The organism is Rhodococcus sp. KBS0724 (assembly GCF_005938745.2).
In the GTDB taxonomy this organism is placed as follows: domain Bacteria; phylum Actinomycetota; class Actinomycetes; order Mycobacteriales; family Mycobacteriaceae; genus Rhodococcus_F.
Genome location: NZ_VCBX02000001.1, coordinates 4,514,144 through 4,527,361 on the forward strand (window position 1 = coordinate 4,514,144; position 13,218 = coordinate 4,527,361).

General features: G+C 64.0%; 14 protein-coding genes. 3 read left to right on the top strand and 11 right to left on the bottom strand.

The window, feature by feature from the left end:
- Positions 1 to 25: 25 nt before the first annotated feature.
- Positions 26 to 1,561 (top strand): Hsp70 family protein, encoded by a 1,536-nt coding sequence (locus FFI94_RS20840; protein WP_138869502.1) that lies wholly within the window; start codon positions 26 to 28, stop codon positions 1,559 to 1,561.
- A gap of 1 nt (position 1,562) precedes the next feature.
- Here the strand turns inward: FFI94_RS20840 and tsaD are convergent, their stop codons facing one another.
- Genes tsaD through FFI94_RS20875 form a run of 7 tightly spaced genes read right to left on the bottom strand, consistent with a single transcriptional unit; the run spans position 1,563 to position 8,010 of the window.
- Positions 1,563 to 2,600 (bottom strand): tRNA (adenosine(37)-N6)-threonylcarbamoyltransferase complex transferase subunit TsaD, encoded by a 1,038-nt coding sequence (gene tsaD, locus FFI94_RS20845; protein WP_138869503.1) that lies wholly within the window; start codon positions 2,598 to 2,600, stop codon positions 1,563 to 1,565.
- Positions 2,597 to 3,088: a ribosomal protein S18-alanine N-acetyltransferase gene (gene rimI, locus FFI94_RS20850; RefSeq protein WP_138869504.1), complete on the bottom strand. Its 492-nt coding sequence runs from the start codon at positions 3,086 to 3,088 to the stop codon at positions 2,597 to 2,599. Before rimI ends, tsaD begins: the two co-directional genes overlap by 4 nt.
- Positions 3,085 to 3,732 (bottom strand): tRNA (adenosine(37)-N6)-threonylcarbamoyltransferase complex dimerization subunit type 1 TsaB, encoded by a 648-nt coding sequence (gene tsaB / locus FFI94_RS20855; protein WP_138869505.1) that lies wholly within the window; start codon positions 3,730 to 3,732, stop codon positions 3,085 to 3,087. The genes rimI and tsaB overlap by 4 nt, the downstream gene beginning before the upstream one ends.
- Positions 3,733 to 3,785: 53 nt before the next feature.
- Positions 3,786 to 4,268 (bottom strand): tRNA (adenosine(37)-N6)-threonylcarbamoyltransferase complex ATPase subunit type 1 TsaE, encoded by a 483-nt coding sequence (gene tsaE, locus FFI94_RS20860; RefSeq protein WP_138869506.1) that lies wholly within the window; start codon positions 4,266 to 4,268, stop codon positions 3,786 to 3,788.
- Positions 4,258 to 5,313, bottom strand: coding sequence for an alpha/beta fold hydrolase (locus FFI94_RS20865; protein ID WP_138869507.1), 1,056 nt, complete (start codon positions 5,311 to 5,313; stop codon positions 4,258 to 4,260). The genes tsaE and FFI94_RS20865 overlap by 11 nt, the downstream gene beginning before the upstream one ends.
- Positions 5,310 to 6,515: an alanine racemase gene (gene alr / locus FFI94_RS20870; RefSeq protein WP_138869508.1), complete on the bottom strand. Its 1,206-nt coding sequence runs from the start codon at positions 6,513 to 6,515 to the stop codon at positions 5,310 to 5,312. Before alr ends, FFI94_RS20865 begins: the two co-directional genes overlap by 4 nt.
- 55 nt (positions 6,516 to 6,570) lie before the next feature.
- On the bottom strand, positions 6,571 to 8,010 hold the full coding sequence (locus FFI94_RS20875; protein ID WP_138873321.1) for an NAD(P)H-hydrate dehydratase: 1,440 nt from the start codon (positions 8,008 to 8,010) through the stop codon (positions 6,571 to 6,573).
- A 39-nt stretch (positions 8,011 to 8,049) separates the two neighbouring features.
- On the opposite strand from FFI94_RS20875, the gene FFI94_RS20880 reads away from it, so the two are divergent.
- Positions 8,050 to 8,415 carry a plastocyanin/azurin family copper-binding protein gene (locus FFI94_RS20880; RefSeq protein ID WP_138869509.1) on the top strand — a complete coding sequence of 122 codons (366 nt, stop codon included), beginning with the start codon at positions 8,050 to 8,052 and terminating at the stop codon, positions 8,413 to 8,415.
- A 62-nt stretch (positions 8,416 to 8,477) separates the two neighbouring features.
- Here FFI94_RS20880 and glmS read toward each other — a convergent pair whose 3' ends face one another.
- A complete protein-coding gene (gene glmS / locus FFI94_RS20885) occupies positions 8,478 to 10,340 on the bottom strand; it encodes a glutamine--fructose-6-phosphate transaminase (isomerizing) (protein ID WP_138869510.1) in 1,863 nt (620 codons plus the stop codon).
- Positions 10,341 to 10,429: 89 nt separating this feature from the next.
- On the opposite strand from glmS, the gene FFI94_RS20890 reads away from it, so the two are divergent.
- Complete coding sequence (locus tag FFI94_RS20890; protein WP_185993270.1) at positions 10,430 to 11,287, top strand: dienelactone hydrolase family protein; 858 nt, start codon at positions 10,430 to 10,432, stop codon at positions 11,285 to 11,287.
- Here FFI94_RS20890 and FFI94_RS20895 read toward each other — a convergent pair.
- The 3 genes from FFI94_RS20895 to FFI94_RS20905 are packed head-to-tail and all read right to left on the bottom strand — an operon-like array spanning position 11,248 to position 13,138.
- Positions 11,248 to 11,559 carry a hypothetical protein gene (locus FFI94_RS20895; protein ID WP_138869511.1) on the bottom strand — a complete coding sequence of 104 codons (312 nt, stop codon included), beginning with the start codon at positions 11,557 to 11,559 and terminating at the stop codon, positions 11,248 to 11,250. The two genes, FFI94_RS20890 and FFI94_RS20895, sit on opposite strands and share 40 nt — an antisense overlap.
- The gene (locus FFI94_RS20900; RefSeq protein WP_260684226.1) at positions 11,556 to 12,821 is read right to left on the bottom strand and encodes a hypothetical protein; all 1,266 of its coding nucleotides are present in this window, start codon (positions 12,819 to 12,821) and stop codon (positions 11,556 to 11,558) included. Before FFI94_RS20900 ends, FFI94_RS20895 begins: the two co-directional genes overlap by 4 nt.
- Positions 12,821 to 13,138 carry a hypothetical protein gene (locus FFI94_RS20905; RefSeq protein WP_138869512.1) on the bottom strand — a complete coding sequence of 106 codons (318 nt, stop codon included), beginning with the start codon at positions 13,136 to 13,138 and terminating at the stop codon, positions 12,821 to 12,823. The genes FFI94_RS20900 and FFI94_RS20905 overlap by 1 nt, the downstream gene beginning before the upstream one ends.
- Positions 13,139 to 13,218 lie beyond the last annotated feature (80 nt).

A 13,218-nucleotide genomic window follows, 5' to 3' on the forward strand; every position in this document is an offset into this window, starting at 1 on the left:
AGAAACACCTGCGAGGAGGTGCAAGATGGGTTCATCACTGGGAATGTCGACGGGGTCGTCTGGCGTCTACTCCGCGCTGGTCGATACCGATTCCGCCGACGCCACACCCGGCAGTTTGCCGGCCGAAACACGATTCGTCTCCGCCGATCAGGTCAACACGAATGTGGGCGATCTGGTGCGCGCGTCGATCAAGCTGATGACCACTCAGGTCTCCGACCGCGCCGCTACGCCGCGATCCATCGGGGTCACGTATTCGACCGACCAACAGCTCGCGAGCATCCGATCCTCGCTCGCCAAATCGCCGAGCCTCGTTCGGCTCATCCCCGAGCCCGCCGCAGTGCACGCCTATCTCGCCGAAACCGGCAAGACCGCGCGCTACGGCACCACCGCGCAGATAGACCTCGGCGACAACGGCCTGAGCGTGTCCGTAATCGATCACAGCGGCGAGGTCCTCGTCGCCGAGCGCACCGAGGCTCTGGCCGGCGCCGGCATCGACCGCGCCCTCGTCGCGTTTGTCACCGACAAATATCCGCATCCCCTCGGCCGACACACCGACACCGAACTACTAGTGTCGCGCTGCCACGTCGCCAAGGAACAGCTTTCCACCACTCGCAGTGTCACGATCGACCTGCCACGTGGGCCCATGACAATCACGCGGGTCGAGTTCGAGGACATCATCGCCGCAGATCTCGAGCGCGCCGTCACCCTGATCCGCAGCGTCTTGAGCGCAGCGCCGCAACCTGTCGAGGCCATCGTCCTCATCGGCGGGGGCGCCCACATCCCCGCTGTGCGTACCGCAATCGCCGACGCCGCACGAGTCCCCGTCGTCGAGTTCGACGAGCCCGAAGCAGCTGCCGCGAAAGGCGCTGCACTACTTGCCGACTCCGCGGTGTCGCTGCGGTATCCGTTGGCCGGTGCGGAAACTTCCGAGCGTAGCCGCCCGGCCGCCAAAGCGTCGGGTGCATTGATCGGCGCACTGGTGGTCGGCGGGCTCGTATTGGGTTACGCCGCCAAGGAATTCGTCCCAAGCGACAACACACCGATTTCGCCGGTCGGCACCGGATCAACCACGTTGAACACCACCACCGACGTCGTTCCGACCACCGGTTCCACAGTCATCCCGTCCAACGACCCGGTGCCCACGGTTGAACACAGCACGATCCCCTACCAACCCCAGCCTTACGTGACACAGCCCTATCGAACTCAGCCGTACGAGACACATCAGTTCACGCTGTCGCCGGCGCCGCCGTCGAACACGTCTACACCGACGACAACCGTTCCGCCGACAACCACGACCACCACCCCGGTCCGGCCGACTCTTCCCGGCATCACGCTGCCGGATACACCGTCGTGGTGGCCGGAAAACCTGCCACAGATACCAAGCGGACCAACGGAAATCGGGCCGGGCGAAGGCGGAAACGCCGGTTCCGGTGCAACCGAAACCACGGCCCCCACTCCGACAGAGTCCGTGTCACCGGAGCCGACGCCCCCGCAGAACTCCGCGCCGAACGGGAGCGTCGCGCCGACCTTGACCGGCCAGGAGCCTGTCCCGGTCGGCTGACCTAGCTCAGAACTTGACTGATCGAGACGGACAATCCCGGATCGGTTGCAACACTCAGTTCCGACGGCCCGGCTCCCGCACCGATCAGGTGCGCGGCCAGTGACGCGATCATCACTCCGTTGTCCGTGCACAGTCGCGGCTTCGGGATACGCAGCGTGAGACCGGATTCGGCACATCGCTGCTCGGCGAGGCTACGAATGCGAGAGTTCGCGGTTGCTCCTCCGCCGAGTACCACGGTGTCGACTCCGACATCCTTGGCCGCTCGAACCGCCTTCATCGTCAGGACGTCGGCAACGGCCTCCTGGAACGACGCGGCGATGTCCGGGATCGAAAAAGCCTCTTCTGCACGCTGTTTCGACTCGACATAGCGGGCCACGGACGTCTTGAGTCCGGAGAAGGAGAAGTCGTGGCGCGAGTCGCGCGGGCCGGTCATGCCTCGAGGGAACGGGATTGCGTTCGGATCGCCTTCCTGCGCAGCAGCATCCAATGCCGGTCCACCGGGGAACCCGAGACCGAGAAGCCGCGCAACCTTGTCGAACGCCTCGCCGGCAGCGTCGTCGACGGTTGTTCCGAGTTCGACGATCGGCTTTCCGAGATCCTCGACGTGCAACAAATGCGTGTGGCCACCGGAGACCAGAAGAGCGACACACGACGGCAACGGTCCGTGCTCGAGGGTGTCGACCGACACGTGTCCACCCAGGTGATTGACCGCATAGAACGGGATGTTCCACGCTGCCGCATAGGCTTTGGCGGCCGCCACACCCACCAACAGGGCTCCGGCCAGGCCGGGCCCGATCGTCACGGCAAGAGCGTCGGGCTTCTCGATCCCCGCCACTGCGAGAGCACGCCGCATGGTCGGAACGATCGCCTCGAGATGAGCGCGCGATGCCACCTCCGGCACCACGCCGCCGTACCGGGCGTGCTGATCCACACTCGACGCCACTTCGTCCGCCAACAACTCGCAGGTTCCGTCACCGTTCCAACGAACGATGCCGACTCCTGTTTCGTCGCACGAGCTTTCGACACCCATGACGATCATGCTTGCTGCTCCTCATTCTTGCGAACACCCGCGGCCGGCCGCCGCATCGTGAACGCATCTGCCCCGCTGGGCTGGTAGTACTTCTTTCGGGTTCCGACGATCTCGAATCCCTCACGCCGATACAGAGCGATTGCCGGTTCGTTGTCAGTGCGCACTTCCAGGAACACGTCCGCTCCCCGCTCGTCCGCGAGAGCCAAGAGCGCATCAAGCAAAGCCCCGCCGATACCGCGGCGCTGCGCACCCGGATCCGTTCCGATGGTGTGCACTTCGGCTTCGATGTTGGGCGGCGCGCCCAACAATGCAACTCCGGCGTACCCCAGAACACGACCGTCGGGCTCACGAGCCACGAAGTAGTGATTGTGCGAGCCGGCCAACTCGGAGACAAAAGCCTGAGCGGTCCACGGCCCGTCCCCCGCAAAGAGGGCACGTTCCAACTCGGCACACCGCTCCGCGTCGCCGACCGTCATCGGCGTGATGGCGTAACTCATTTGCCGCGTTCCGCCAAGGTCTTGGCATCTGGGCGGCGCAGATACAGTGGCTCGAGCGGTTCCGGAATCGCACCGGCCAGAATGTCTTGCGCTGCAACAGTGACCAAACCGGCCGGCGACGGCGTCTCTGCAGGCTCGACCCGGAGATCGAAAAGGTCGACGTGCGAAGCAGATCCGGCAACAATCGTCGACGGAGACGCGTCCACGTCGCCCGGGGAATTCACCGCGGGGCCTTCCACTCGAACACCCACATCGTAACGGGCCCAATAGATTTCGCGTCGACGCGCATCCGTCACGACAAGCAGGTTGCCAGACGTCTGCACAGCCGCGGCAATAGCGTCGAGGCTGCACGCACCGTAGACCGGGATGCTCAGCGCGTCACCGAACGCGGCGCCGGTAGCCATCCCCACCCGCAGGCCCGTATACGGACCCGGTCCCACACCCACCACGACGGCACCCAGGTCTGCAGGGGTGATCGAGGCCTCGGCGATGCATTCGAGAACATGTGGCGTGAGCACCTCGGCATGCGCGCGGGGGTTCACGGTCACCCGGACGGCGAGCGTCGAAACCTCACCGAGAGGCGAGAGTGAGACAACTCCGGCAGTGACGGCCGGTGTGGAGGTATCAATCGCGAGAACAAGCACGATAACTCAGGGTACTCGCACGTGAAGAACTGCTTTCACCAGTGGGAGGAGTGTCACGACGTCCATGCCCAACTCGCCGTCCGGACATCCGACTCCGGTTCACGGTGAAGTTGCACTCGCAAGTGGCGCTCGACAAGTCGCTCCACGACATCGCCGCCCCACTCCACCACGACCACGGCGTCGGTGAGGTCGGTGTCCAGGTCGAGAGCATCAAGTTCGTCGAGAGCGTGCGGGCCACTGTCGCCGAGGCGATACGCGTCGACGTGAATCATCCCGACCGGCGTTCTGCCGCCGGGCCGAACTCCGGGGCGGTGCTCACGAGCGATGACGAATGTCGGTGACGTCACCCGCCCCTGCACCCCGAGGCCGGCACCGATACCGCGGGTCAGGGCAGTTTTTCCGGCGCCGAGAGGGCCGTCGAGAACCACGAGGTCACCGGCGACGAGCCCGGCCGCCAGCCTGCGACCGAATGCCTCCGTGTCCTCCGTCGTCTCCAGAGTGACGGTTCCTGATTCAGGGAGGGTTTCAGCCGACATCGGACCTCAATTGAGTATGTGTACGTGAGACGAGGCGCTCGATCGCCTCCGTGACGATAGCCGGGAACTCCAGCTGAATCAGGTGACCGGCACCGCGAACCCGCACCAAATCGGATTCGGGCAACGCGTCCGCCAACAGTTGCGAGCTGGCAAACGGAATCATCATGTCCTGATCGCCGCAGATCACCACAGCCGGAGTGTGCGCGAGGACGGGCAGAGAGTCACTCTCGTCATGCAATTCGAGGGTCCGCAGGAAATTGACGATGGTGACAACCGACGTACGGTCGAGCATCCCGTCCGACAGCTCGTGCAGCCGGGGGCTCACGTCCGTGCCGTACGACGCGGCCCGCAGAATCGGCGTGATGAGCACGCGCGCAGCGCCGCGGGCATGCTGCACGATGCCCGGTGACGTCCGCACGGCCAGTCGGAAACCGTCGATGATCGGATTCTGCAGATTGCGAGTGAGCCCGGTTTCGGCGAGACCTGCTGCCGTCGTCGACACCAACCCGACACCGACAACCCGGCCGCCGGCGAACCATTCCGGTCGCTGACCGGCCAGCGCGAGCACTGTCATGCCGCCCATCGAATGACCGACAAGCACAACCGGACCTATCGGCACCTTGGCTTCGATGACAGACGCCAGATCACGTCCGAGCTGCGAGACCGTGCAGCTCTTTGCACGGGGCATGCCCGAATCTCCGTGCCCGCGCTGGTCGTAAAACACCATCCGAACGTCGTCACCCCACCGCTCGGCCAGCTCACGACGCTGAAAATGCCAGGACAACGCGCTCAGGCAGTATCCGTGCACAAAGACAACCGTCAGAGGAGCGTCGTCCGGCCCGACTTCGCGGACAGCCAGATCAACACCGTCGTCGGTACGTACGACACTCGCGCGGTCGCGGGTCATCAGGTCGAAGTCTTCGTCCGCGTAGATCTCGCGTCCCGGCCGAGCGACCGTCTTCAATGCGTTGACTCCGGCCATGGAACCGAGCGCGACCGCACTGAGGAGCCCACCGAGGATGCTCATTCGCCCTGCCGTTTTCACGAGATACCCTCCCCGCCGATATACGTACGTTGGGTTCGCCCCCGCAGGCCGGTCACGATCTCGTAGTGAATGGTGTCCAGTGCTTCCGCCCAGGCTTGCGCATTGGGTTCGCCTTGATCGCCGTTACCGAAGAAAATGGCGGTGTCGCCTTCGCGAACGCCGTCACCGTCCGGTCCGAGGTCGACCATCACCTGGTCCATGCAGATCCGTCCCACGGCTTGGCGACGCTTTCCACCGAGTTGGACCTCGAAGCGCCCGCTCAGCGAACGCGGAAGCCCGTCCGCGTATCCGACGGGTAGCAGCGCCAGAGTGGTGTCCCGCGGCGCCGTCCAGAGGTGTCCGTAGGAAACCCCCTCACCGGCGGCCACCTTCTTCACCAGAATCACCTTCGCTCGCAACGTCATTGCCGGTCGGAGACCGAAGTCGCCCATCTCCGGTACTGGCGACAATCCGTATATCGCAATTCCCGGCCGAACCATGTCAAATCGCAGGTCAGGACGGGTAACCGTCGCTGCCGAGTTGGAAAGGTGCACAACTTCGGGTTCGAATCCGTGTGCCCGGACGTCGGCAACGGCATCGATCAGACGTTGCTTCTGGTGGTCGATGACATCGTGGTGCGGTTCGTCCGAGTGCGCTAGATGCGAGAACACTCCGCGCAACCGGATCGCGCCCTCGTCTCGCGCCGAGACCAGGTCCGCCAGCATCTGCGGCCAGTCCGTCTGCGAGACACCGTTGCGATTGAGGCCGGTGTCGACCTTCAACGTCACCGTCGCGGTGCGTCCGAGCTCCCGCGCTGCGGCTACCACCGCCGCCAGATGCCGCGGTGACGACACTCCGATTTCCACATCGGCGGAAATGGCCGCGGCAAAATCGGCGTCGACGCCATGCAGCCACGCCAGTACCGGGGCGGTGATCCCCGCTGCCCGCAGGACCAGAGCCTCACCGATCGTGGTGACACCGAGTTCGCGGGCACCGGCAGCAAGTGCAGTGCGCGCAACAGCGACGGCGCCGTGGTTGTATCCGTCAGCTTTGATGACTGCCATCAGTGCCGCGTCACCGGCGAACTCGCGAAGAACGCGCACGTTATGGGCGATGGCATCAAGGTCCACGACCGCCTCGGTCTGTGGACCTCCCGTTGCCGTGGCGCTTGCCGATTCCCCTTCTTCTGGGTCTTTCGGGGCTCTTCCTTCGGCAAGCTTCATGGCGTCAATCCTGCCACTCTCGAGAATTCCTACACCAATTCGGGTTTGAGATCACTCAATTCCGGGCAACGGTGCGAAGCACTCGAACAGCGTCACGCACACTTGTCAGCAGCGGCGATGCGGAGATCGGTGCGCCGGCAACGTCTGCGAGACCGCCTGCGGCTGCCAAATTAGCGGCCAGCGAGTGTGTCCTGGCTCCCACTGCCGCAGCGTCGAGCGGCGCAAGCCCGGCAGCGAGCAGCGCCCCAATTATTCCGGACAAAACGTCACCCGATCCGGCCGTCGACGCCCACGAGCCGCCGGCATCGTTGACCAGGACCTCACCGCCGGGATCGGAGATCACCGTCGTGTGGCCTTTGAGAAGCACCGTCACACCGAGATCCGACGCCAAGGCGCGCGCGGCACCGACCCGATCAGACCCCACCTCGGTACCCGCCAATCGTGCGAACTCGCCCGCATGCGGAGTCAGCAGCGTCGGTGCGGTGCGCCTGCGTGCCAGGTCCAGATTTGCTGCCAGCACTGTCAGCCCGTCCGCATCGACCAGGACCGGGACATCCGTCGCGAGAACGGACGCGAGCAGAGCCGCCGCATCGGCATCGGTCCCCATTCCCGGGCCCACCACCCATGCCTGCACCCGCCCAGCGTCGTCGAAGGTCGCGCTCGCGATCACTTCGGGGAAACGTGAGAGCACTTCGGCTGCGCCGTGACCCGCATACCGCACCAGCCCCGACGTCGCCGTGACCGCGGCCCCCGTGCACAACACACCCGCCCCCGGATACTGCGCACTCCCCGCAATCACGCCCACAACTCCCTGCGAGTACTTGTCGTCACTCGGCCCTGGAACCGGCCAGAGCGCACCCACGTCTACCGGATCGAGGGAGCCGAAAGCCGGCTCGCCGAGATTCAACCCGATGTCGATCAACTCCACCCGACCGCACCGCTGCGGCGCCAAGACGTGTACCGGTTTGAGCGCACCGAACGTCACGGTCACCGCAGCCGTCACAGCGGGCCCGTCGACGCCACCGGTATTCGCGTCGACACCGCTGGGCAGATCCACCGCGACGATCGGGCAGCGAACCTGCTCCACCAGAGCAGCCGCCGCGCGGCGCAACGAACCGCGGCCCGAGATTCCGACAATGCCGTCGATCACCAGGTCCGGTGTACCGAGATCGGACTCGACGCGTCCACCCGCTCGGCGGAAAGCCCCGAGGCCGCGCTGATGCGCGCGCTCCTGGTCGAGCAGCACCGCACGCACAGCCACCCCGCGCTTACGCAGGAACACACCAGCCCAGAGCGCGTCACCGCCGTTGTCGCCGCTGCCCACCAGCAGAGTCACCGAACGGGAGGTGAGTGATCCTGTGTACAAACGCAATTCGTCGGCAACAACTCGCGCAAGTCCGTACGCGGCCCGGCGCATCAACACTCCATCGGGCAACGACGCCAGCAACGGCGCCTCCGCTTCGCGAACCTGATCTGCCGTGTAGTACCCGCGCATGCCGGAACCCTTCGTTTGCAAGTCGCTACCCTCGGAACCATGAAATCACGTCTCGTCCCGATGTTCGCGGGCCTCGTTCTCACCGCCGGCCTCGTCGGGTGCAGTTCCAGCACGGATTCCACCCCCGCCGCACCCGAAACCACGCCGAGTGGCCCCGTCGTCACCGTCACCAACATGGCCTACTCCCCCAGTTCCATCACCGTCAACGTCGGCGACACCGTCACGTGGGTGTTCGACGACGGAGGAATGGCCCACGACGTCAAAGGCATCGGAACATCCCGCAGCCTGATCCGCAGCCCGCTCAAGAAGTCCGGAACCTTCACCGTCACCTTCGACGAAGCCGGAACTTACGACTACACCTGCACACCGCACCCCGATATGCGTGGCACGGTGATCGTTCAATAACTTTTCGGCAGCAATGAGGCCCGCAACCGGAAGGTTGCGGGCCTCACTGATTTCACCGAAAACTATTCGACGGTAACCGATTTCGCCAAGTTACGCGGCTTGTCGACGTCGTAGCCACGTGCCGCAGCGACCTCCGCGGCAAAGATCTGCAACGGTACCGTCGACAGCAACGGCTGCAACAGGGTCGGCGATGCGGGGATCTCGATCAAGTGATCGGCATGCGCACGAACCACGTCGTCGCCTTCCTCGGCAATCACGATCGTCGTTGCACCACGCGCCTTGATCTCCTGGATGTTGGACACCAACTTCGAGTGCAACACCGCACGCCCCTTCGGCGACGGCATCACGATGATGACCGGCAGGCCCTCCTCGATCAACGCGATAGGCCCATGCTTGAGCTCACCCGCCGCAAAACCCTCGGCATGCATGTACGCAAGCTCCTTGAGCTTGAGCGCACCCTCGAGCGCAACCGGGTACCCCACATGACGCCCCAGGAACAGAACCGTCGACGCGTGTGCAAATGTGCGCGCCAATTCACGGATCGGTTCAGCCTTCTCGATAACCTTGGCCACGAGAGCCGGCATCGCCTCGAGGTCCGCGTACTCACGCGCAACTTCGTCCGGGTACTTGGTGCCACGCGCCTGCGCCAGGGCCAACCCGACCAGATAATTTGCCGTCACCTGCGCCAGGAAAGCCTTGGTGGACGCGACGGCGATTTCCGGTCCCGCCCGCGTGTAGAGAACAGCGTCGGCCTCGCGGGGGATCTGCGCGCCGTTGGTGTTGCAGATCGCGAGAACCCGAGCCTTCTGATCCTTGGCATGCTTGACCGCTTCGAGCGTATCCGCGGTTTCACCGGACTGCGAGATAGCAACAACCAGCGTCGAACGGTCCAGAACCGGGTCCCGGTACCGGAATTCGCTCGCCAGCTCCACCTCGACGGGAAGTCGCGTCCAATGTTCGATCGCGTACTTCGCCAACAATCCGGAGTGATAGGCGCTGCCACAGGCCACGACAAAAACCTTGTCGACGTCGCGCAGCTCCTGATCGGACAAACGCTGCTCGTCGAGAACGATCTTGCCGTTCTCGAAGTGACCGAGAAGCGTGTCCGCAACCGCGGTCGGCTGCTCCTCGATCTCCTTGAGCATGAAGTAGTCGTGACCGCCCTTTTCGGCAGCCGCAAGATCCCAATCGATCCGGAACGGGCGCCCCTGCGCTTCGTTACCGGAGAAATCGGAAATCCGGTAACTGTTCGCGGTGATCACCACCGCCTGATCCTGCCCGAGCTCCACCGCGTCGCGCGTGTGCTCGATGAACGCCGCCACATCGGAACCGAGGAACATCTCGCCCTCACCGACACCCACCACCAACGGCGTCGAACGACGCGCAGCGACAATCGTGTCCGCATGATCGGCGTGCGTGAACAGCAACGTGAACGCACCCTCGAGGCGACGGACAACCGACAACGCGCTCTCCACGAAATCACCCGCAGTCGGGCCCTCCGCGTACGCGCGAGCCACCAGATGAACCGTTACCTCGGTATCAGTGTCGCTGAGCAGTTCGATACCCGCAGCCTCGAGCTCAGCGCGCAGCGGCGCGAAGTTCTCGATGATGCCGTTGTGGACCACCGCAAGCTTCCCGCTTGCATCACGATGCGGGTGAGCATTCCGATCGGTCGGCCGACCATGCGTCGCCCACCGGGTATGACCCATACCCGTGGAGCCGACAAAGCTGTCGGCACCGATCTCTTCCAACTCGGCTTCGAGGTTGGCCAGCTTCCCGGCCTTACGCTCGATCTCAACGCCACCCACTCCATCGAGAATCGCGATTCCCGAGGAGTCGTAGCCGCGATATTCCATTCGCCGCAAAGCCTCCACCACAACACCCAGAGCTGGGCGGTGGCCGACGTATCCCACGATTCCGCACATGGTGAATCAGGGTACTTGGACACCCGTCGCACGCGCATTCTGCGGTTGCCAGGGCACGCCGACGTCCGCATCGGATAACGTCTTGATCCGTGGCACCGAAACTGAAGGCACTGACCCGTGAGCTGTCCAAGCGCGGACCGCACCGTGTTCTGCGCGGCAACCTCGCCCTGGCCGGTCAACCAGGAGTCGTCTACACCCCGGAAGCGGGCTTCAATCTCCCCGCCGTCGCCTTCGGGCACGGCTGGATGGTCGGCGCACATAAATACGAACAGACACTTCAGCATCTAGCTTCCTGGGGAATTGTCGCCGCAGCACCCGAAAGTGAGCGTGGCCCCGTCCCCTCGCACCTCGGATTGGCCGCGGACCTGCGCTCGACCCTCGACATCTGCGTCGGCGTCCGACTCGGTCCCGGACAGATCAGCGTCCATCCCGACCACGTCGCATTTGCCGGACACGGAATGGGTGCCGGTGCCGCAGTCCTCGCTGCCGCACAACGTGGAAACGTCGCAGCCGTCGCCGCGCTCTTCCCCGCACCCACCGCCCCCAAAGCCGAGAACTACGCGTCCAAGATCACAGCCCCCGGATTGATCCTCGCCGGTGAAGACGACGTCGACTCACTCACCAGCAATGCCCGCCCCCTCACCCGCGAATGGGGCGGCCCCGTAATCGGACGAACCATCGACGACGCCCAAGACGCCGGGCTTATCGAAGGGCGGCGCCTTCTGGGAGCCCTGGGCCTTGGCGGGTCCGAACGCAAAACACAGGCCACGACGCGATGCCTGCTGACGGGATTCCTTCTCTTCCACCTCACCGGCGACAAGCGCTACGAAGCATTTGCCGACCAGAACACCGAATTCCCGCACACCTCGCCCATGTTCGACGCCGATTCCGGGCCCGATTCCGATACTCAGTCCGACACGCGCCGGAGCCAGGCAGTTTCCCGGTAGTCGGCCCTCGAATCTCCGGTCGTGTGGCCGGGCGTCGCGGCACCTGCGGGGGTCGCGGTGTCGCCGGGCATCGACTCGGACGCTGACCGTAGAAACGCACCCTGCTCGACAGGCGCGTGCCCGAAATCCTCAACCTCGGTAGACACCACGACGTCACCGAATTGTGCATACCGCTGTTCGTAGACACGTTCGGCAGCAGAGCGTCGCACGCGAAACTCGGCGAGCTGCGAATCCATGACCGCATTGATCACGTCGAATTGCGGCACACTCATATCGGCCCCGCTCCCGCCAATTCGGCTCCGGTCGTATCCGGTTCACTCAGTGGCTCGGGATCCGCTGTCGGTGCAGGGTCCATTGCCGGTTCCGGATCCGCTGGTGCCGGATTCGGGGGTTGGTACGGCTGCGGCTCAGGCTCCGGCGTCTCGGAAGCAATGGGAGCGGTATCCGTATCCACCGCGATTGTCGGCCAGCCGCGCTCGTCCAATTCCACAGTGACAGTGACGGACTCCCCCGACAGGTCACGAACCTCGAGACTGACCCCACGGCCGTCCGGCGCAACAGAGAACCCCCAGGTATCGGTACCGACCGTCAACTCCAGGGAAGGTGCAACACCGTCCACCGCCGGCTCGGCTACCTGCGACACGGATGTCGGCAATGTGTCCGGCGGAACCGAAAACTGTCCAGCGTCGGTAGATTCACTCTCGACCGGAAACAGTTCGGCGACAAGACCGGCGGCAACCTCGAACGCGTCGGTCAGAGCCAGCCGGGCCTGCTCACAGGCGCGGTCGAACTCGTCACGGGTGTCCACGTACACCGGCCGGAAGATCTGATCGATCCAGTTATCGGCGAGATCTGCTGCCACTCTGCAGGTTTCGATCTGATCGAGCGCAGCGGCGTATCGCACCGTCCTGAATTTCCCATCCGACAACGGCGCAAACCACTGGGCAGCCTTCGCAACTGCGTCGACGCCCCCTTGCTGCATGCTCACGTCCACCAGCTGATCGATGTGCTGCGCATCGAGACCACCGATCATTTCTCGATCCAGCGAAGCAACCTTGAAAGCCTTGTCCGCCACAGCAGTTCGCACAGTTCCCGTCAACTCGTCGGCGACGGAAATCAGCAGCGGCATTGATTCAGCCTCGACTTCAGCTCTCCGCCGCTCATCGTGCACTCGTCCGGCAACGTCGTCCACCCCTTCGACATTCCAGATCTCCTCGAGAGAATCGGACAGCACCGCGAAGTCCCGCGAATCGTGCGATGACGCTTCCACCGCCATGGACATCGTCGATACGTCAGCGTTCAGAGCCGGCAGATCGATTCCCGATTCGGCACGATACATCTCGTCGTAGCTACCCAACGGTCGCATTTCGATACCGAGGCGAGTGGCCGCGTCGTGAAAGCGCTCGAAAAACGTCAATCCGACACTACCGGTGTCGAGAATATCGTCCGGAACGAAAATCGAATTACGTTGCGCAATAATCATTTCCGCAGCATCGGTGACAGAGCTCGCGGTACCCGCAGCGCGAAGCGACATCAGAAACCCGATTTCGGATACCCGCGTCCGTGCATTCGCAATTGATCCGCCAACCTCAGATCAACATCCGCAATCGCTCTGGACGAACTACCGATACGCGCACCGAGAGCCTCGACAAATTGGGCCCGTTCCACCATCCGCATTCGGAGCATACCCAGCGCAGCAGCAAGCCTGTTGCCACACTCGGCATAATCCCGGCCCGCGCACTCGCCCGAGAACGCGGGGAAATCCAACGTTCGTGCGGTGACGCCCATCTGTTGCGCAAGCGCCGCTGTGCGGCGCTCGAGTTCATCTGTAGCAGTGCGGTCGATATTCATGCGGAACTCCGTTTCGCCCGGCCGCACGAAAGATCCGGCGGTCCATGACTACTTGGACGCACGAACCCCGTCGGCCGTTC